The sequence below is a fragment of the Frateuria sp. genome (assembly GCF_035695185.1).
In the GTDB taxonomy this organism is placed as follows: Bacteria; Pseudomonadota; Gammaproteobacteria; order Xanthomonadales; family Rhodanobacteraceae; genus Frateuria_A.
Genome location: NZ_DASSES010000075.1, coordinates 1 through 20503 on the forward strand (window position 1 = coordinate 1; position 20503 = coordinate 20503).

14 protein-coding genes and 1 pseudogene are annotated in these 20503 nt (G+C 68.6%); 8 read left to right on the top strand and 7 right to left on the bottom strand.

The annotated features are described in order from the left end of the window. Together VFH59_RS05215 and VFH59_RS05220 are read right to left on the bottom strand one after the other, a co-directional pair. Positions 1–362, bottom strand: a pseudogene (locus tag VFH59_RS05215) (primosomal protein N'); the annotation flags it as partial. A 369-nt stretch (positions 363–731) separates the two neighbouring features. Next, a complete protein-coding gene (locus tag VFH59_RS05220) occupies positions 732–1913 on the bottom strand; it encodes a DUF3667 domain-containing protein (RefSeq protein ID WP_325163827.1) in 1182 nt (393 codons plus the stop codon). 106 nt (positions 1914–2019) lie between these two features. Here VFH59_RS05220 and VFH59_RS05225 point away from each other — a divergent pair, with 106 nt between their 5' ends. Next, positions 2020–3435, top strand: a complete 1416-nt coding sequence (locus tag VFH59_RS05225) for an MATE family efflux transporter (RefSeq protein ID WP_325163828.1) — start codon at positions 2020–2022, stop codon at positions 3433–3435. 10 nt (positions 3436–3445) lie between these two features. Next, positions 3446–5323 carry a signal peptide peptidase SppA gene (gene sppA, locus VFH59_RS05230; protein WP_325163829.1) on the top strand — a complete coding sequence of 626 codons (1878 nt, stop codon included), beginning with the start codon at positions 3446–3448 and terminating at the stop codon, positions 5321–5323. A 48-nt stretch (positions 5324–5371) separates the two neighbouring features. On the opposite strand, the gene VFH59_RS05235 is transcribed toward sppA, so the two are convergent. Continuing rightward, positions 5372–5581 (bottom strand): hypothetical protein, encoded by a 210-nt coding sequence (locus VFH59_RS05235; RefSeq protein ID WP_325163830.1) that lies wholly within the window; start codon positions 5579–5581, stop codon positions 5372–5374. Between the two features lie 82 nt (positions 5582–5663). On the opposite strand from VFH59_RS05235, the gene VFH59_RS05240 reads away from it, so the two are divergent. Continuing rightward, positions 5664–6446: an SDR family oxidoreductase gene (locus tag VFH59_RS05240; RefSeq protein ID WP_325163831.1), complete on the top strand. Its 783-nt coding sequence runs from the start codon at positions 5664–5666 to the stop codon at positions 6444–6446. Between the two features lie 74 nt (positions 6447–6520). Here the strand turns inward: VFH59_RS05240 and VFH59_RS05245 are convergent, their stop codons facing one another. Together VFH59_RS05245 and VFH59_RS05250 are read right to left on the bottom strand one after the other, a co-directional pair. Further along, positions 6521–7183, bottom strand: coding sequence for a DUF4124 domain-containing protein (locus tag VFH59_RS05245; protein ID WP_325163832.1), 663 nt, complete (start codon positions 7181–7183; stop codon positions 6521–6523). Positions 7184–7280: 97 nt separating this feature from the next. Beyond that, positions 7281–8222, bottom strand: a complete 942-nt coding sequence (locus VFH59_RS05250; protein ID WP_325163833.1) for a DegV family protein — start codon at positions 8220–8222, stop codon at positions 7281–7283. A 223-nt stretch (positions 8223–8445) separates the two neighbouring features. Here VFH59_RS05250 and VFH59_RS05255 point away from each other — a divergent pair, with 223 nt between their 5' ends. The 3 genes from VFH59_RS05255 to VFH59_RS05265 all read left to right on the top strand — a co-directional run bounded on the left by VFH59_RS05255 (position 8446) and on the right by VFH59_RS05265 (position 14229). Next, positions 8446–9237, top strand: coding sequence for an AMP nucleosidase (locus VFH59_RS05255; RefSeq protein WP_325163834.1), 792 nt, complete (start codon positions 8446–8448; stop codon positions 9235–9237). Between the two features lie 177 nt (positions 9238–9414). Continuing rightward, a complete protein-coding gene (locus VFH59_RS05260; RefSeq protein ID WP_325163835.1) occupies positions 9415–12333 on the top strand; it encodes a TonB-dependent receptor plug domain-containing protein in 2919 nt (972 codons plus the stop codon). Positions 12334–12411: 78 nt separating this feature from the next. After that, complete coding sequence (locus VFH59_RS05265) at positions 12412–14229, top strand: tetratricopeptide repeat-containing sulfotransferase family protein (RefSeq protein WP_325163836.1); 1818 nt, start codon at positions 12412–12414, stop codon at positions 14227–14229. 24 nt (positions 14230–14253) lie between these two features. On the opposite strand, the gene VFH59_RS05270 is transcribed toward VFH59_RS05265, so the two are convergent. Together VFH59_RS05270 and VFH59_RS05275 are read right to left on the bottom strand one after the other, a co-directional pair. After that, on the bottom strand, positions 14254–15885 hold the full coding sequence (locus tag VFH59_RS05270) for a tetratricopeptide repeat-containing sulfotransferase family protein (protein ID WP_325163837.1): 1632 nt from the start codon (positions 15883–15885) through the stop codon (positions 14254–14256). A gap of 43 nt (positions 15886–15928) precedes the next feature. Then, positions 15929–17503: a tetratricopeptide repeat-containing sulfotransferase family protein gene (locus VFH59_RS05275; RefSeq protein ID WP_325163838.1), complete on the bottom strand. Its 1575-nt coding sequence runs from the start codon at positions 17501–17503 to the stop codon at positions 15929–15931. A 92-nt stretch (positions 17504–17595) separates the two neighbouring features. Between VFH59_RS05275 and VFH59_RS05280 the strand changes: the two genes are divergently transcribed. Together VFH59_RS05280 and VFH59_RS05285 are read left to right on the top strand one after the other, a co-directional pair. Next, positions 17596–18915, top strand: a complete 1320-nt coding sequence (locus VFH59_RS05280) for an aspartyl/asparaginyl beta-hydroxylase domain-containing protein (RefSeq protein ID WP_325163839.1) — start codon at positions 17596–17598, stop codon at positions 18913–18915. Between the two features lie 247 nt (positions 18916–19162). After that, the coding region (locus VFH59_RS05285; protein ID WP_325163840.1) for a thiamine pyrophosphate-requiring protein at positions 19163–20503 on the top strand (1341 nt) is incomplete at its 3' end.

A 20503-nucleotide genomic window follows, 5' to 3' on the forward strand; every position in this document is an offset into this window, starting at 1 on the left:
ACGGTGAGCGCATAGCAGGGCTCGGTGGTTTCCGGCAGCGGCCGGGGCTCGCGCAACGCCAGCGGCAAGGCATTGGCGTAGGCTTCGCCCGGTGCCGCAAGCCAGTAGTCGGCGGCCCAGGCGAGGGTCTGCATGAGCTCGGCATCGAGCAGCGCCCCCTCGTCGAGCACGGCCAGCACGCTTTTCAGCCGCGCACCGGCCACCGCCGCCTCGACCCCGCTGGCAACCACCACGCCAACCATGGTCTTGCGCCCGAACGGCACCAGCACGCGGCTGCCGACGGCCACGCCGCCGGCGGGCGGCAGGTAGTCGAACAGGCGGGCCAGCGGAACCGGCAGGGCAACGCGGACGACAGCGGGCATGGAGACCTCGTGGGCGGGCCAGTGTAACGGCTCGCGCAAGCTGGCCCGGGGGCGCGCGGACGCGTGCTTTCCCGTCATCTAGGAATTTGTCCTAAGTGGCTCTCGCCCGGCCGAAATTTCGCTTATCCACAAAGACTGTGGATAAGTCTGTGGACGGGCCGGGGAGAGGGCTGTCAAAGCCCTGTCACGAGGGCCTTGGGCACGCGCTGGGCAAAAAATAACCAGCAAAATTAGGGCTGTGAAATCAAGGGCTTGGACGGCCGGGTGTGATGGTGTTCACGTTGCGCTCATGCTTCCCCGGGCGGCCTTGACAGGCCCATGACGCTGTGCACAACCGCCGCGGCAGGCATCGGCCGGCCGACCTGGTCCTCAATGCGCGAGCGTCCAGACAAAGCCCGCGGCCAGCACCATGCCGAGCAGGAACGAATAGCAGTACCCGACCAGCAGGTACTTGAATATCGTCATCGGCCAGCCCTGGCGATAGACGCGTTTTTGCATCAGCAGGAGATAGACGGGCATCCACACCAGCAGCGCCAGCCGGACCCAGCCCAGGCCCTGGGCCAACCAGGCTGCATGGGGCTGCAGCCAGCCCTTGAGCGCGGTCAGCACGACCACCAGCAGCAGTGACAGGAACAGGAACGCGTGGCTGTGCAGGGCGACGATCAGGTGTTCCATGTACAGCCGTCGGCGGAACAGGTAGACGACCTTGAGCAACAAGGCGAACAGCGGCAGCAGCAGGAGCATGGTCTGGGGTAGCGCCGAGAACAGCTGGCTTATCAGGCGTTCCTGGGCATCGGCCGCACGCTCGCCGCCGCTGTCCAGTGCATCGAGGTTGTCGCTGAGGCGTTTGGCGGCGCGTGTCAGGCGCTGGTTGATGAAGTCGGGCAGCCAGCGGATCTGTACGGGCTTCTGGGCAAGCAGCTTGATCGGATCGTCGGGCCGGTGAGCCGCGCCTGGCCGGTTTGCCCCCGACGTGCCGGCGGTCGCCGGGCCAAGCAGCACGATGCTCGTGTCACCGAGCTCGGCGCGTCGCTTCGCCGCTGCCTTGCGCAGCTTGCGTTCGGCTTCCTGGATGTCGGAAGCGGCCATCTTGCCGACGGCTGGCAGGTTGCGGACCGGCTGAAGATGGGCCAGCTCCCGCTGCAACGCCTGGTCCACTTCGGCCGGGGTGCGTGCCTGCTTGAACGCGTCCACGTCCACCTGCACCGCGTCGTCGCCAAAGACCATCGGGCGCTCGCCGACGGCCAGGTGCGCGGCGAAGAAGGCCATCAGGCAGAGCACGAACATCACCCGGAAGGGCGCGACGTAGCGCTGCCGGCGGCCTGCGAAGTATTCCAGCGTGAGAAAACCGGGCTTTGCCAGCAAGGGCGGCAGCGTGTGCAGGATGCGCCCGTCCACGTGCAGGAACATGTCCATGCCGTCTTCCAGCATGTGGTGCACGGGCTTGAGCACGCTGTGCACGGACTGGCCGCAGTGGTGGCAGAACTCGCCCTCCAGCGGCGTGGTGCAGTTGGCGCAGTACAGTTTGCCGGCTTCGGTCAGCTCGTTCATCGGGAGCCCGCCCCTGTGAAAGCGTGCGATCTTGGCACAGCGCGTCCTGCGGGGCAGCCCCGGCGCCGGGCTAGAATGGCCGGCCCTCCCCTGGATGCCGAGCGAGATGAAAAGCATCGACCGCGCACGCGTCGTGCACGAGGTCGGCGCCACCGTGCGCCTGGCCCTGCCGCTGGTGCTCGCCCAGCTGGCGGCGGTCGGCACCAACGTGGTCGATGCGCTGCTGTCCGGGCATTTCAGCGCGCACGTGCTCGGCGCGGTGGCGGTGGGCACCAGCGTGTGGTCGCTGGCGATCGTCAGCGGCATCGGCGTGATGATGGCGGTACCGCCGTCGGTGGCCCAGCTCGACGGTGCCGGCCGGCGTGCGGAGGTGGGTGCGGTGTTTCGCCAGGCGTTGTGGCTGGCGGGAGTGCTTGGGCTCCTGCTCTGGTTCGGCGTGCGGCACGCCGGGCCGCTGGTCGACCTGATCGGCGTGACGCCGAGCCTGCGCCGTGATGTCGATGCATTCCTGCATGCGATCAGCTGGGGTGCCCCGGCGCTGGCCTGTTATTTCACGCTGCGCGGGCTGTCCGAAGGCCTGTCGCTGCCCCGTCCGTCGATGATGTTCAGCCTGGGCGGCCTGGCCGTGCTGGCACCGGTGGGCTACGTGTTCATGTTCGGCAAGCTGGGCCTGCCGCCGCAGGGCGCGCGCGGTTGCGGCATCGCCACCGCCACGGTGCTGTGGCTGGAGATGCTCGGCTTCCTGGTCTACGTGCTGTGCCACCGCCATTACCGGGGGCTCAACCTGTTCGAGCGCTTCGAGTGGCCGCACTGGCGGCGCATCGGCGCGCTGCTGCACATCGGCCTGCCGATGGCGGTGACGCTGCTGGCCGAGGCCGGCCTGTTCGTTGCCACTGCGCTGCTGATCGGGACCATGGGCGAGGACGTGGTGGCCAGCCACCAGGTCGCGATCAACGTGGCCTCGGTGTTCTTCATGATCCCGCTGGGCGTGGCCATGGCGATCACCGTGCGGGTGGGTAACGCAGTGGGCCGGGACGATGCGCGCGGCGTGCGCTATGCCGGCTTCTGCGGCATCGGCCTGGCCCTGGCCACGCAGCTGGTATCGGCTGGCCTGATGCTGGGCCTGCCGCATGCGATCGCCTCGCTCTACACGGACAACACGCGGGTGATCGCGCTGGCCGCGCAACTGCTGGTGCTGGCCGGGCTGTTCCAGTTCTCCGACGGCATCCAGGTCGCCTCCAATGGCGCGTTGCGCGGGCTGAAGGACACCCGCGTGCCGATGGCGATCACCCTGTTCGCCTACTGGGGCGTGGGGATGCCGGTGGGCTGGTGGCTGGCGTTCGGGCACGGTCTGGGCGCGCGCGGCATGTGGATGGGCCTGGTCGCCGGGCTCACCGTGGCAGCGGTGCTGCTGTTCACGCGATTCTGGCGCAGCGCCTGGCGCCACCGCTGGCGGGCGACCAGGCCGGAAGACAGCATGACGGTGCATTCGCAAGCGGTTACGCTCAACGACCACCTGTGAGGACCGATCCATGAGCACCCCGCCGCCGCTGCGCCGCCCGAACGGGTTCTGGGCCTTCCTGTGCGTGATCGGCCGCGGCCTCAACGTGGTGCGGCTGGTGATCCTCAACCTGGTGTTCTTCGGGCTGCTGTTGCTGGTGCTGCTGCTGATCGTGGGCGGCGTGGCCGGCAGCCGCCTGGCTCACACCATCCGGGACGGCAGCGTGCTGGTGCTCCAGCCCCGGGGGGAGCTGGTCGAGCAGTACAGCATCGAGCCGCTGCAGCGCGCGCTGGAGAGCCTTTCGGGCGAACCGCCCAAACAGGTGCAGATGCGCGACCTGATCGGCGCGATCGACGCCGCCGGGAAGGATGCCCGCATCAGCCGGATCCTGCTGCTGCCGGACGAACTCAAGGGCGGCGGTTTCGCCGCGCTGCGCGAGGTGGGGGCGGCGCTGGACCGTTTCCGTGCCGCCGGCAAGCCGGTGATCGTCTGGGGCGTGAACCTCGACCAGGGCCAGTACTACCTGGCCGCGCACGCCGACCGCATCCTGCTCGACCCGCAGGGCGGGGTCATGATCACCGGCCTGGCGAACTACCGGCTGTTCTACAAGGACCTGCTCGACAAGCTGGGCGTGGACGTGCACCTGTTCCGCGTCGGTCGCTTCAAGAGTGCCGCCGAGCCTTACATCCTCGACCACGCTTCGGAGGACGCCAAACAGGCCGATCGCTTCTGGATGGGCGGACTGTGGGACGAATACATCGGCGAGGTGGCAAAGCTGCGGCGGCTGGCGCCGGCCACATTCCGCGCCGACATCGACAACCTGCCACAGGCGATCGAGAGCACCGGCGGCGACCTGGCCCGGCTGGCCCAGGACGAGCACCTGATCGACGGCACCGCCACCCGCGCCGAGCTCGACGCGATGATGCGCAAGGCGGGCGTACCGGCCGGCGACAGGCCGCAGGAAGGCTTCCGCCAGGTCAGCCTCGAGCGCTATGTCGCCAACCTCGGGCACGACAATCCGTTCGCGCCGGGCGTGGCGGTCGTCGTGGCCGAGGGTGAAATCGTGGGCGGCAAGCAGCCGCAAGGCAGCGTGGGCGGCGAGTCCACCGCGGCATTGATCCGCGCCGCGCGGCGGGACCGGCATACCAGGGCGCTGGTGCTCAGGATCAACTCGCCCGGCGGCGAGGTGTACGCCGCCGAGCAGATCCGCCGCGAGGTGGAAGCGACCCGCAAGGCGGGCATCCCGGTGGTGGTCTCGATGGGCAACGTGGCCGCCAGCGGCGGCTACTGGATCGCGATGAACGCCAACCGGATCCTCGCCGATCCCAACACCATCACCGGCTCGATCGGCATCTTCGGCATGTACTACGCCGTGCCGGGCACGCTGGCGAAGATCGGCATCCACAGCGACGGCGTGGGTACCGGCCCGATGGCCGGCGCCTTCGACATCACCCGGCCGCTCGACCCCCGGGCGGGGGCGGTGATCCAGGCGATCATCGACAAGGGCTACCGCGATTTCGTCGGCAAGGTGGCCACGGCGCGCGGCAAGACCTTCGAGGCGATCGACACGATCGCACAGGGCCGCGTGTGGACCGGTCGCCAGGCGCTCGCGCGCGGCCTGGTCGACCGGCTCGGCGGGCTGGATGCCGCACTCGACGAAGCGGCGGCACTGGCAAAGCTGGGCAAGGACTACCACGTGCGCTACGTCGAGGCGCCGCTGGGCGGCTTCGAGCAGTTCCTGGTGGGCATGAACCAGAGCGCGATGATGGAGGTGGCACAGGACCATGGCCTGCGGTTGCCCGCCTGGCTGGCCGCGCTGCCCGAGCTGGCGCCGGAGCTCAAGCTGCTGCGCCACGCCCAGGCCGGGCGGCCGAACGTGTACGCCTACTGCTTCTGCGCGCCGCGCTGAACGCCCGCTCGGCACGGGAGCCGGGTGGCTCCCGCTGGCTTGGCGGAGCTACTGCCCGGCGTCGTCCAGGGCCTTCTGCTGTTCGCTGGCGTGGTCGTCGACAAGCTTCTGGACGTCCTTGGCCTTCTGCTCGTCCTTTTTCATGTCGTCCCAGGGCGTGGCCACGCGCTTGGTCGACGCGGCCGCCTGCGGTTCGGGCGCCTTGTTCGAGCATCCGGCCAGCGCGAGCAGGAAGGCGAGTGGCAGCAACGGTTTCATGGCGGTTCCCCTTGTCGGCCAGGACCGGCAGTGTCCCGCCGCGGCGGGATCGCGGCAAGCGCATCGGCTAAGCTCTGCGCCCATGAACCTGCGCACCGACGCCTGGCAGCTCTCCGGCCACACCGCCCTGATCACCGGCGCCAGCAAGGGCATCGGCCTGGCCGCCGCGCGCGAGCTCGGCGGCCTGGGCGCGGACCTGCTGCTGGTGGCGCGCGACGACGTCCAGCTGGAACAGGTTCGCGCCGAACTGGCCGAGGATCTGCCGGGGCGCGACGTGCTCGCCTTTGCCGCGGACCTGGCCGAGGACGAGGAGCGATTGGCGGTCTTCGACTGGATCGCCGACATCGACGCGCCGGTCTCGCTGCTGGTCAACAACGCCGGCGGCAACACGCCAGACGCCACGCTCGCCTACGCGAGCGGGGACTACCGCGCGATCTTCGAGCAGAACCTGTTCAGCGCCTTCGAGATGTGCCGCCTGGCGCACCCGCACCTGGCAGAGCACGGCAATGCCGCGATCGTGAACGTCGGCTCGGTGTCGGGCATCACCCACGTCCGCACCGGCTCGCCCTACGGCATGACCAAGGCCGCACTGCACCAGCTCACCCGCAACCTGGCGGTGGAGTGGGCCGTGGACGGCATCCGCGTCAACGCCGTGGCGCCCTGGTACATCCGTACCCAGCGCTCGGAGCCGGCGCTGGCCGATCCGGACTACCTGGAAGAGGTCCTTGAACGCACGCCGCTCAGGCGCATCGGCGAACCGGAGGAGGTCGCCGCCGCGGTCGCTTTCCTGTGCCTGCCCGCGGCCGGCTACATCACCGGCCAGGTGCTGGCGGTGGATGGCGGTTTTCTCAGTTTCGGCTTCTAGGTCGTTGGGCAGGTGGGCGCCGGCCGGGCGCGGGCACGCGTGGTGATGGGCTGAAGCTCGCCCCGTGGGCCGGCTCACTGGCCGCAGTTGGCCAGTTGCGCCTGCAACCGGGCCTCGCGCTTCTCCAGTGGCGGTCGCTGGCTCTTGAAGGCGTTCGCAAGCTTGTGCTCGTTTTCGTCGTAGGCGTCCTGCAGGGCCTGGCAGGTCTCCTGGGCATCGAGCTCACGGCACCGGTCCTGCACCTGCACGTAATTGTTCGCCACCAGGCCGGAGGTGACGCGGCCGCGGTTGGCTTCCGGCGCAGACATGCCGGCCGCGCCACGGTCGGGACCATACACCTCCGACAGCGGCAACTGCTCGGCGCCCAGCACGCCGTAGGGCACCAGGTAGGGCGCCGGATTGCCGTTGTCGCTGAGGTAGGTCTTGCCGTCGGTGGCACGAACGCAGGCGTACATGACCGGCAGGGGCATGGCCGGTCCGGGCGCCGGCGGCGGGGCAGCAGGCGCTGGCGACGCCGCGGGAGCGGTGGGGGCGGAGGGCGCTGGCGCCGGGGGTGCGTCGGCGACCTGCATCGTGCGTTGCTGCAGGCCCGGGCGGCAGGGGGTGTCCTGGTAGATGACGCGGCCGTCGGCGGCGGTGCATTCGTAGATGGTGGTTGCCACCGCGGAGGCGGGCCAGGCCAGCCCGGCGGCGAGCAGGCCCAGGCCTAGCAGGACGGCGGGCAGGTGGCGGTACATGGGCCGATTGTAGGATCGCGAGGGTGAACCGCGGTGCGCGGGGGCGCCAGGCCGGTCCCCCACACGATCCTCTCGCCGAGGAGATGGGCAGGGCGAACTAGAAGTCGGGCTCGTGTTCCTCGGCGGCGAAACCCAGCGTCACCGCGCCTTCGCCCACGTTGACCATGCCGGTGATGCTCATCGGCGCTTCGAGCAGCGTCACGCCGGTTTCCTCGCAGGCCTGGCGCAATCCTTCGTAGCCCGGCAGCCTGGCCAGCTCCGACAACTCGCCGCCGTAGCTCACGCACACGACCGGCACCATCAGGCCGGCACGCACACGGCGCGAGGCGTAGCCGAACAGCGTCTCGGCGCCATGTTCGAACCCGCGCACCTTGCCGACCGGGCCGGTCTCGCCCCGGAAACAGCGCAACAGCGGCTTGATGTCCAGCGCCGTACCGACCACCGCACTGAACAGGCTGACGCTGCGGTCACCCTTCTTCTTGGTGCGGTTGCGCAGGTGGTGCAGGTCGCGCGGCAACATGTAGGCATAGGTATGGTTGGCGACCGCGCCCAGCCGTTCGCGGATCACCGGCGGCGCTTCGCCTGCCTTGATCAGCCGGGTCGCCTCGAACACCGCCGGACCTTCCCCGGCGAAGACATTGCGCGTATCGACCACCCGCATCAGGAACGGCCCCGGCACGCCGGCACGCTCGCGCACCTCGCGGTAGTTCTTCAGGATCGCGAAGCTGGCCTTGAGCACGTGCTCGTGGATCGGGCTGCGCGTGGCGGTGATGGTCAGGCAGAACACGCAGTCCTGCTCCAGCACCAGCTTGTCCAGGAACAGCCGCTGTACGTCCTCGACCGAGCAGGGCTCCGTCTCGGCCGCGTGGGTGCCTGCCAGTTTCATGTAGAGGAAGCGCTCGATCTCCTCCTGGTCGCGATCGTCCTTGAACACGCTCCCGTCGAGCTTCACGGTGATCGGCATCACCGCGATGTTGTGCTCGTCGAGGAACGCCCGCGGCAGGTCGCAGGACGCGTCGATCGCCAGGCCCATCCGCATGGTGTCATCCCCCTGATCAATGACCGCCCAAACATAGCACGCGCGGCAATACTGCGACTTCCGTCATGCCGTGGGCTTCTCGCCGGGGCATCGGCCGGTCGGCGCCGGGCTTGAGTGGCCACCGGCGGGCTACCGTAGAATGGTCGGACTCGAATGGCTCCTGCCGGCGTGGCGTCGCCGGCGCGCGGACCGCGACTGCGGTGCGCTTCCCTTCGGAAACCCGATGAAAGACAAGCAAGCGATCGTCTCCAATTGGCTGCCGCGTTACACCGGTACGCCGCTGGAGCAGTTCGGCCAGCACATCCTGCTGACCAATTTCGGTCTTTATGTGGAACTGTTCGCCCAGTGGCACGGCGTCGAGGTGCAGGGCCGCGACCGGCCGATGCCCAACGCCACCGCCGATGGCATCACGCTGATCAATTTCGGCATGGGCAGTCCCAATGCGGCCACCGTAATGGACCTGCTGAGCGCGGTGCAGCCGAAGGCCGCCCTTTTTCTCGGCAAGTGCGGCGGGCTCAAGAAAAAGAACCGGCTCGGCGACATGGTGTTGCCGATCGCCGCCATCCGCGGTGAGGGCACGTCCGGCGATTATCTGCTGCCCGAGGTGCCTGCGCTGCCGGCGTTCCAGCTCCAGCGCGCGGTCTCCACCATGATCCGCGACCTCGGCCACGACTACTGGACCGGCACCGTCTACACCACCAACCGGCGCGTCTGGGAGCACGACGAGGCGTTCAAGGACTACCTGCGCCGCACCCGCTGCATGGCGGTGGACATGGAAACGGCCACGATCTTCGCCGCCGGCTTCGCCAACAAGATCCCCTGCGGCGCGCTGCTGCTGGTGTCGGACCAGCCGATGGTTCCCGAGGGCGTCAAGACCGAGGCCAGTGACCGCAACGTGACCGAGCGCTACGTGGAACCGCACATCCGCATTGGCATCGAGGCGCTCAAGCTGGTCCGCCGTAACGGGCGCAGCGTGAAGCACCTGCGCTTCGAGGACGACGCGGAGAATGAATGACGTGCGGCAGGTTATTGGCTGCCTAAGCAACCATTACGAATATTCAAAATTCATTGACTGATCGTGAGCGAAGCGCTAAATAGAGGGGGCCTGAGCCATCACATTGGCCGCTTGTGCACGGGCGTACCAGCTGAGGGCTTCCCCTTGGCGATCAAAAATTTAACGCGGGAGGATTTCATGACTTACGGGGTTAAAAAGCTGCCTTCAGCCGTCAGGTTGGCGCTCTCTCTGGGTGCAGTCATTGCCGTGGGTGCTTCGGGCACCGCATTCGCGCAGGACTCGCAGACCGGCACGCAGCCTGACCAGCAGAAGCCCAAGACGCTGGAAACCATCACGGTTACCGGCTCCAACATCCGTCGCGTCGATCTCGAAACGTCCAACCCGGTCGTGACGATCGACGCCGCCGCCATCAAGGCGACCGGCAAGCTCACCCTGGGCGACATCGTCCAGCAGCTGCCCGCCGTCACCGGCGGCAACGTCAATCCGCAGGTCAACAATGCGGGCGGCACCGGCGGTTCGTCGATCGGCCTCCGCGGCCTGGGCTCGCAGCGCACGCTGGTCCTCATCGACGGCAAGCGCATCATCAACCAGGATCCGAACTCGATCCCGGCCGACATGATCGAGCGCATCGAAGTCCTCACCGACGGTGCGTCCTCGGTGTACGGCTCCGACGCGATCGCGGGCGTGGTCAACTTCATCCTGAAGAAGGACTACCAGGGCGCGCAGTTCTCGGCGACCTACGGCGAGTCCGACCGCAACGACGGCGCGTCCAAGGGCTACACCTTCACGTTCGGCCAGACGAGCGACAAGGGCAGCATCATGGCCGGCGTCGACTACAACAAGACCGAAGGCGTGCAGGCGAGCCGCCGCAAGTTCTCCGAGAACTCCGTCTCGATCACCGGTAGCGTGAACACCCCGCCGTACAGCTACGTCGGCGGCTCGAGCTTCCCGGCCTACGGCAACATCCAGCTGCCGGACGCGCTGGCGGCCCAGTACGGCTGCGGCAACGTGGCGCTGAACCCGGGCGCCAGCGGCCAGAACGTCAACACCGACTACCACTGCTTCACCAACAGCGACAAGTACAACTACGCGACGGTCAACCTGATCCAGACCCCGCAGGAACGCACCAGCGGCTTCCTGAAGGGCACCTATAACCTGGGTGACCACGTCCAGGTCTACCTGGATGCCTACCACAACAAGACCAGCGCGGCCTTCCAGCTGGCGCCGGCCCTGCTGGGTACCCTGTACGGTGCCGTGATCTCGGCCGACAGCTACTACAACCCGTTCGGCGAGGAGTTCTCCTCCAACGGCCTGGACTACCGCGAGCGCCTGGTCTCGGTCGGCCCGCGTGCCGCCAAGAGCGCCATCACCACCGACCAGATCAACACCGGGTTCAAGGGTGATTTCAGCATCTTCGACCAGGACTGGACCTGGGATGCCGGCTTCAACTACGGCCATTCCTCGCAGACCCTGATCACGCTCGGCCTGCCGAACCAGGACAAGATCAACGCCGACCTCGGCCCGTCGTTCCTCGACCCGACCACGGGCGTGGTCACCTGCGGTACGCCGGACGCGCCGATCACCACCGGTTGCACCCCGTTCAACCCGTTCAACCTGTTCGACCCGAACTCCGTCGCCGTGCTGCAGGGCGTCGCGGTGCCGGCGATCAGCACCAACTTCTCCCAGGAGAAGACCTACTCGGTCGACGCCAGCGGCGGCCTGTTCGATCTTCCGGCCGGTACGGCGCAGCTCGGCATCGGTGCGTCCTACCGCAAGGAATACACCAACAGCCAGGTTGACCCGCTGCTGCTGATCGATCCGGCGACCGGCAACTGCACCCTGGGCAGCCAGTGCAGCTCCGCGCTGAGTGGTGGCTACAACGTCAAGGAAGTCTACGGCGAGCTGTTCCTGCCGGTCCTGTCGGGCCTGCCGGGCGTCGAGGCGCTGAACGTCGACATCGGCGAGCGCTACTCGAAGTACAGCACCTTCGGCAGCACCAACAACTGGAAGTTCGCGATCGAGTACCGTCCGATCGCCGACCTGCTGCTGCGTGGCACGATGTCGGACGTGTTCCGTGCGCCGACCATCGGCGACGTGTACGGTGCGCCGCTCAGCGACGCTCCCAAGCTCGCCAGTGACCCGTGCGACCACATCACGGCGGCCAACCCGGCCTGCGTGAACGTGCCGACCGACGGCTCCTTCGTCAACCGCGACGTGGCCCTGCAGCAGCAGATCAAGGGCATCGCTGCCGGTTCGCAGTACGCCGGCTTCCCGCTCGGGCCGGAGTCTGGCCGCTCGTTCGACTTCGGCGCGGTCTACTCGCCGTCGTGGGCGCCGGGCCTGTCGGTCAGCGCCGACGTGTGGCGTCTGTACCTGAAGGACACCATCACCGGCATTGGCGCGCAGACCGTGCTCGACCTCTGCTACAACGGCGTGACCAGCTATTGCCCGCTGATCAGCCGCAGCACCGACGGTCAGATCACGCAGATCGTCGAGCCGACCGGCAACCTGGGTCGTACCGACGCCTCCGGCGTGGACATGTCGCTGCGTTACAAGCTGCCGGAGTTCGGTATCGGCAACTTCGTCGCCGGCATCGACGCGACCTACCTGAAGCGTTACGACCAGCAGACCGCCCCGGGCGAGGCCGGCAACCAGATCTATCACGAGGCCGGCACGTTCGTGTACTTCGGTTCGCCGGAGTCCGGCGCCTGCCCGACCGGTGGTGGCGTCTGCCTGTTCCCGCGCTGGCGTGGTCAGGGCTTCGTGAACTGGAACCTCAACAACTGGAGCGCGTCCTGGCGGATGCGTTACGTCGGCGGTTTCCGCATGGGCTCGCCGGTTCCGGGCGTCGAGGCTTCGCCGATCCCGAGCTACCCGAACTACGTGTTCAACTTCGGCTCGACGATCTACAACGACGTGCAGGTCGGCTACAACATCGAGCCGCTGCACACCCGCGTGGACTTCGGCGTGAACAACCTGTTCGACAAGCAGCCGCCGTTCCTGTATGCGAACAACACGCTCAATGCCAACACGGATCCGAGCGACTTCGACCTGCAGGGCCGGTACTTCTACGGCCGCGTGACGGTGACCTTCTGATCGCCTGACTCGCAGTTGTTTTGTTAAGGTGTACAGCCGCGCGGTGACCCCGCGCGGCTTTTTTTTTGGACGATCCCCATGCGCACCGCACCGATTGTTTCCGCCTTCCAGCAAGGCGACTGGGCCACCGCCGAGCGACTCAGCGTCGAGGCCCTGCAGGCATCCCCGTCCGATCCCGACCTGTTGCTGCTGCGGGCCCTGGCCCTGCACCAGCAGGGGCGGCTGGAGGATGCGATCGATATCTATGGCGAGCTCGCGCACCTGGTTCCCGGTTCGCACATCCACTGGGGCAACTACGCCACCGCCTTGCTGCAGGCGGGACGACTGGACGAGGCCGACCAGGCCAGTGCCACGGCACTCGGCCTGGCCCCGGAGAGCGTCGAGCGGCTGATCACCCGGGGTCTGGTGAAAATCCAGCAACGGGCCTTCATCGAGGCGCGCGACCTGCTGCTCAAGGCAAGCGAGGGGGACCCCCGGTCGGCGGCCGCGCGGATCCATGCCGCCAGGGCCTGCCTGATCTGCCGGGACTACCGGGCCGAAGACCTGCTCCGGCCCTGGCGCGATTGGCTGCCGCTGGAGCCGGCACTGCAGCTGGAGCTGGCGGACCTGAAGCTGCAACTGGGCGATGCTCGTGTGGCCCAGGCGCTGCTCGAGGATCTGCTGGCGCACGTGCCATCGCATGCGTCGGCCAGGCTGCTGCTGGCAGCGGTGTACGAGCGCATGAGCCGCAACGACGCGGCAAGGGCGCAGCTCGACGCGCTGGCCGCGGACGCCGTCTTCGCCGAGGCGAACCGGGTCGAGATCGAGCACCAGTACGCGATGCTCGAGCTCAGGAGCGGCGATGCCGCCGGTGCCCGCCAGTTGCTCGAGCAGGCCGGCCCCCGCCATCCGGGCGATTACGCACACTATTTCACGCTGGCCGAGGTCTGCGACAAGCTTGGCGATCACGACGCGGCGCTCCAGGCGCTGCAATCGGCCCACGCACTGCAGGTGGAGGAACTGAAGGCGGCCGTGCCCACGCGGTTCGAGCCCGATGCGCCGTTGTTGCCGGCGGCCGTCGGTCGGGTGTCCTCCGAACAGTACCGGAGCTGGCCCACGCTCGAGGCCCCGGCGCGCGAGCACTCGCCCGTGTTCATCGTGGGCTACCCGCGTTCGGGCACCACCCTGCTGGAGCAGATGCTCGACGCCCATCCCACGCTGCAGTCGATGGACGAGCGGCCGTTCTTCAACGTGCTGGCGGATCGCCTCGGGGAGCACGGCATCGCTACCCCCGGCGACCTGCACCGGCTGGACCAGCAGGCGTGCGACGAGCTGCGCAGGGCGTACATGGACCTGGTCTGCGGCAAGATCCAGCGGCGCTGGAGCGCCCGGCTGGTGGACAAGAATCCGCTCAACATGCTGTGGGTGCCGCTGATCCACCGCCTGTTCCCCAACGCCCAGTTCATCCTGGCCCTGCGCCACCCCTGCGATGTGCTGGTCAGCAACTACATGCAGAACTTCCACGCCGGCATCCTGGCAGCTGCCAGCGAGAGCTTCGAGCGGCTGGCGCACGCCTACGTCACGGCCATGCAGGCCTGGCTCGCCCACGTCGACGTGTTCGCTCCCAGCGTGTTCGTCTCGCGGTACGAGGACCTGGTTGCCGACCCACAGGCGCAGACCGGCCGCATCGCCGCCTTCCTCGGCCTGGAGGATGCCAGCCCGATGCTGCGCTTCGACCAGCACGCCAGGGACAAGGGATTCATCGCCACGCCGAGCTACGCGCAGGTGATCCGGCCGATCAACCGCTCCGGGCTCGGCCGCTGGCTCCGCTACCGCGACGCCCTGGCGCCGGCGCTGCCGATCCTGGCCCCCATGCTGCAGCACTGGGGCTATGCCGTCGATGCCGCCGGTGAGTAGGCGGTCCCGGCGGGCGATCCAGGGTCAGTCGTCCGGCAGGCTGCCCAGTTCCGGGACGTAGGCGACGTAATCCCGCCAGCGCCCGACCGATCGGGTATGGATCGGCTGGCGCGCCTGCCAGAGGCTCGCCGTGCTGATCGAGGAGGGCTGCGGCTGGTGCGACCCCCGCGGGTCGGTCCCCGGCAGGCCCAGCCACGTGGACAGCGCCGCGAGGTGCCTGTCGGGCTCGGCCACGAAATGCTCGTAGCGGACCTTCCAGACCCGGTCCGCATAGTGTCTCTCCGCGCGCTGGGCGAGACGGCGGAAGCCGCGCACCACGGCGGCGATGTCGGCGAGGTCGTAGGCGTAGTCGTGTGTTCCTGGCTGGAACGACTGCTGCCATATCGAGAGCGCGTTGTCGCGCGCGTTGCGCTCGCACAGGACGATGCGCGCGTGCGGGAACATCGCCAACAGGAGGTCGACGTAGAGCATGTTGTACGGCTGCTTGTCGACGAACCAGCGCGCGCCATCGGCATCGTCGCGCCGGAGCTGGGCAGCGTAGTCGAGCGCTGCTCGCGCCAGCGACTGGGGAGTGACGGGTCCCGCCAACAGGCGCTCGCCCAGCGTGGGCAGCCAGGGAAGTTCGCCGCGCGAGCGCAGCATCGGGTGCCGGCCAAGCCGCTCGGCCAGCAGTGTGGTTCCTGAGCGCGGAAGGCCCAGGATGAAGACCGGCGTCCAGTCCGGATCGGGCGACAGCTCGATGCCGGGGTGCATGCCCGCCATCCGGACATCCACCTGCTGGCGCCAGCGCTTGCGCGACCAGCGGACATCCGTATGCCTGAGCGCGTTGCCGGCGCGCAGGTGCCGCGCCGCCTCGCTGAACGCCCCCACGTCGTCCCAGGCCTTGCCCAGGGCGAACTCCAGCGAGGCGCGAGCCTCGGCACCCAGGTCCGTCCGTTGCGCGATGACGGCGAACCGGTCGAAATCCGGATGCTGCGCGCTGGCATAGCGCTGCAGCGACGAAAGACCCAGCGGCACGTGCCAGTCCGCGGCCCTCGGTTCGAGCGCGAGCACCTGCTCGTAGTGCGCGCGGGCCTGCTCGAACTGCCCCAACTGGGACAGCATGACCGCGGCGTACGCGTGCAGCCTCGTGTCCGTACCGCCAGCCGCAAGCTGCCGCTCGCAGAGCGATGCCGCAGCCTGCCTGGCATCGCAATCGCCGAGCAGCTCGACCGCGGCGATCACCTGTTCGGGATCGTGCCGGCCCGGCGGAAACAGGTCCTCCAGAGCGGCGCTTGCCGCACGCACGCGGCCCTGGTTCCTGAGCAGGCGCGCAAGCAGGAACGTGGCTGCGGGATGCCGGGGAACGTTCTGCAGCAGCTCGCGCAGGACCCGCTCCGCCGACCCGGCGTCGCCCAGCCCCAGCAGCGAGCCGGCATAGGCCAGCTGTACCTCCGCATCGTTCGGGAAGGCGGCCGCACACGCCGTCAGGACACGGTGCGCGGTGGCAGTGTCCCGTCGCAGCGTGAGGGTCTGCGCGCAGGCAAGCCACGCTTCGCCGGGTGCGCCATCCAGCGCCTGCAACAGTGCCCGGGAGCCCTCGCCCTGGGATGGTCCCCGCTCATGCGCGGCCAGGGCCAGGGCGACCCGGTCCGCGTATGCGTCCTTCTCATTCATGCACAGGGCTTCCACCCCGGGCGAGCGGCCAAAGGGCGCACGGTCAGCCTTGCCACGGCGCCAGCCCCAGCGCGGCGCGCAGCGGGTCGAGCAGGGCGCCGTAGCGGTGCGAGTGCGCGGTGCTGCGCTGCAGCGGCCGGCGTACCTGGGTGGCGCTGGGCGAGCGGACTTCCCGCTGGTTCTCGTGGAAACGAAGGCAACGCTCATCGAATTCCAGCCCGCAGAAGTCGAGCAGCCGGCGGGTCTCTCCCTCGGGGTCGGCGAGCAGGGCTTCGTGCGAGAACTCCAGCACGTGCTCCGGATGCAGCGCGTGCCAGTGGCGAAGGCTCGTGTCGTAATCGCGCCAGAAGCTCGCCAGGTCGCCGAAATCACGCGTGTACTCGTTGTTGTCCAGCTTCTGGCGGTAGCACGAAAGGCAGGTTTCCAGGGGGTCGCGGCGGCAGCCCACGATGCGCGCACCCGGCAGCATGGCGCGGATCGCGCCAACGTACATCCAGTTGCCCGGCAGCTTGTCGGTAAACCGTGCCCGCCCCTCCCGGTGATGGGAGGTGCGCTCGAGGTAGCGTTCGCCCAGCCTCGCCCAGTCGGCCGGCCCCATTGCGTCCACCCATTGGGTGATCGGCCGCCCGCGGCGCCGCGACTCCTCCGCCAACACCTGCGGCAGGTCCGGCAGCTCGCCGGGGCCGGACACCGCCGGATGCGAGGCGAGGATCTGTTCGACCAGAGTGGAGCCCGAGCGTGGCAGCCCGACGATGAAGATCACCTCCCTGCCCAGATCGCCCGGCGCGCCGGCGGGGGGCGGATCGAACGCCGTGTTGATCGCCGCGATGCCGGCCGAATAGGCCGCGGCATGCCACTGCCGGCGGCGGCGGGCGAGGGCGTTGGCGCCGGCCAGCGCCGCCAGTGCCTCCGCAGGGCGACCACTCTCGTCCAGCGCGCGCGCCAACGCGAAACCGGTCGCGATGCGATCGTCGTCACTGGCGCGCGGATCGCGCAGGGCGGCCTGCATGCGCGCCACGTCCTCGGGCTCGAACCGGTTGAGCTTGATGTCCGCCAGTCCCCACCACGCCATCCCGGCCCAGGGCTGGCTGGCCAGCACGCTGCGGTAGCCGGCGATGGCTTCCTCCACCTGGCCGCGCATGCGCATCAGGTCGGCCAGCTGGGCGCGCGCGGCCGCGTGCTGCGGGGCCAGCTCGATGGCGTGCTGCAGGGCTTCGGCCGCCTCCTGGTTGCGCACGCAGCGGGTCAGCATCACACCGAGGTTGTACCAGCCGATCGCCAGGTCCGGCTGCAGTTGGCAGGCGCTGCGCAGGGCCTGGACGGCCCCGTCGTAGTCGCCCGCCTGGCCGAGCAGCGTGCCGAGCGTGTTGTGGTAGACCGGGTCGTTCGGACGCTGCGCCAGCGCGGCGCGCATATGTTCGATCGCCTGCGGGTACTGGCCACGCATCCCCAGGATGCCGGCCTGCATGCGCAACACCTCGGGGTGCTGCGGCCTTGCGGCCAGGGCCGGGGCCAGCCAGCGGCTGGCTTCTTCGATCCGCCCGTTGTCCAGCGCGTCCGCCGCCATGGCCACGCCACGCGCAGAGGACTCGGTCAGGCCTTGCAATCGCGATACCATCCGATCCCCGGATCCAGTCTTTGGTGGGTACCCATTATGCCCTTGTGCGGTCGGTGGCCGTTCGGTGACGAAGTCCGTATGGCGAGGTGCGCGTGAGTATCGGTGGCGAACATCCGGATAGCTGCCGGCAGAGCGCCCGCGAACTGGCGCACCAGGGCAGGCTCGACGCGGCCGAGAGCCAGTACCGGCACTTGCTGGACATGCGCCCGACCGACCTCGAGGCGCTGCTGTTCGTGGCCGACCGCCATGCTTCCCGCGGCCAGTCCGCGCAGGCACTGGCGATCCTGACCGACGCGCGCCGGGCCTATCCGGCCGAGCCGCAGCTGACCCACCGGATCGGCCTGGCGCAGCTGGCCGCGGACAATCTGCCGGTGGCGGCCGAAAGCCTGCAGGAAACCGTGCAGCTGGCGCCGGGATGGTTCGCCGCCCGGCTCTACCTGGCCATCGCGCTCGAGCGGATGGGGGAACAGCAGAAGGCCCTCGTCGCCTACTTCACCGCCATCCAGCAGGCGCAAGCCCAGGGCCGCTGGCTCAGCGACGAGACCACCGCGCCGGCGCTGCGCGAGGCGGTCAAGCACGCCATGCGCTACGTCAACAGCGGGCGACACCAGTTGTTCTCGCAGGTGCTCGAACCGCTGCGCGTCCGCTACGGCGCCTCCGCCCTGGAGCGGGTGGAGCAGAGCCTGGCCATGCATCTTGGCCTGGCACCGATGGCCCAGCCGGATCCCCGCCAGCAACCGAAGTTCTTCTATTTCGCCGGCGTACCGAGCCAGCCGTATTACCCGCGCGAGCGGTTCCCGTACCTGGATGCGCTGGAAGAGGCGACCGCACTCGTGCAGCGGGAGCTGGCCCAGGTACTGGGCAACCAGCGGGATCTCGAAGCCTTCCTGGGCGAGCATTCGGCCGCACTGACCCAGCAGATGCTGAGCGCCTCCGGCGACGCCTCGGCCGCGTGGGACGCCTATTTCTTCCATCGGCACGGCGATCGCTACGATGAGCATTGCGCACGCTGCCCGGGCACCGTTGCCCTGCTCGATGCCATGCCGCTGGTGCGCATCCGCGACCATGCACCCGAGGCGCTCTTCTCGGTGCTGCGACCCGGGACGCACATCCTGCCGCACCGCGGAGTGACCAACACGCGTCTGGTGACCCACCTGCCGCTGGTCATTCCGCCGGACTGCGCGCTGCGCGTGGGTGGCGAAACCCACGTATGGCGCGAGGGCCAGTGCGTCACGTTCGACGACACCTTCGAGCACGAAGCGTGGAACCGCAGCAATCAGACGCGCGTAGTACTCATCCTGGACGTCTGGAATCCCGACCTGACCGACGTGGAGCGCCTCGCCGTGACCGATCTGGTCGAAGCCATCGGTGACTTCAACCGGCAGTGCGAGCCGCCGGAACCCGTCGCGTAACCGCACGCGGCCAAGCGCCGGAGAAGGCGCAGCAGCGCCGCTTTAGCGTTGGACTCGCGCATCTTTCACCCGCGCGTGACTGCCCGCGCGGCATGTTTCCGGGGTCAGATCACGCCCCCTTGGATTCGCTGACGGCTGTCTCCTCCGAGACCTCCCGCCCGCCCGGCGATGGGGCGCGCCCCGGTGCGCGAAGCGAACCCCCACTCGCGCTACCCCCTGCCTTAGCCTCGCGAGGAGCTACCCATCCATGAGCGAAACCGTCGGCGACTTCATCCTCCAACGCCTCAGCGACTGGGGCCTCCGGCGAATCTTCGGTTTCCCGGGCGATGGCATCAACGGGATCATGGGAGCGATGGGGCGCGCGGCGGAGCGCTTCGACTACGTGCGCGTGCGCCACGAGGAGATGGCCGCCTTCATGGCTGGCGCGCATGCCAAGTTCACCGGCGAGATCGGCGTGTGCATGGCCACCTCGGGCCCCGGCGCGATCCACCTGCTCAACGGCCTGTACGACGCGCAGATGGACCACATGCCGGTGCTGGCGATCGTCGGCCAGTCCGCGCGCAGTGCGATCGGCAGCGACTTCCAGCAGGAGGTCGACCTGCAGGTGCTGTTCCAGGACGTGTGCGGCTATGTCGAAACCATTCTCTCGCCGGTGCAGGTGCGCCAGGTGGTCGACCGTGCCATCCGCATCGCCGCGGCGCGGCGCACGGTCACCTGCGTGATCGTGCCCAACGACATCCAGGAGTTGCCGGCGGTCCGCCACCCGCCGCGCAAGCACAACGATGTCTACACCGGCGTCGGCTATGCCAATCCGTGCCCGGTACCCGGCGACGAGGACATCAAGCGCGCCGCCGACGTGCTCAACGAAGGCCGCAAGGTGGCGATCCTGATCGGTGCCGGCGCCATGCATGCCGGCGACCAGGTGGTGGCGGTGGCCAACCGGCTCGACGCCGGCATCGCCAAGGCGCTGCTGGGCAAGGCGGCGCTGCCGGACGACCTGCCCTTCGTCACCGGCTCGATCGGCCTGCTGGGCACCAAGCCCAGCTGGGACATGATGAACGACTGCGACACCCTGTTGATGGTCGGCACCACCTTCCCGTACTCGGAATTCCTGCCCGAGGAGGGCCAGGCGCGCGCGGTGCAGATCGACATCGACCCGCGCAACGTGTCGATGCGCTACCCCACCGAGGTGAACCTGATCGGCGACAGCGCGCAGGTGCTCGAGCGCCTGCTGCCGCACCTGCGCCCCAAGGACAACCCGGACTGGCGCGAGCGGATCGAGCTCAACGTGCGCAAGTGGTGGCGCGACCTCGAGGCCAAGGCGATGGAGCCGGCCAGTCCAATCAATCCGCAACGCATCTTCTGGGAGCTTTCCCCGCGCCTGCCGGACAACACCATCATCTGCGGCGACTGCGGTTCGCACACCAACTGGTACGCACGCGACGTCAAGATCCGCAAGGGCATGATGGCCTCGCTCTCGGGCAAGCTCGCCACCATGGGCAGCGGCATGCCCTATGCCATCGCGGCGAAGTTCGCCTATCCCGAGCGGCCGGTGCTGGCGATCGTCGGCGACGGCGCCATGCAGATG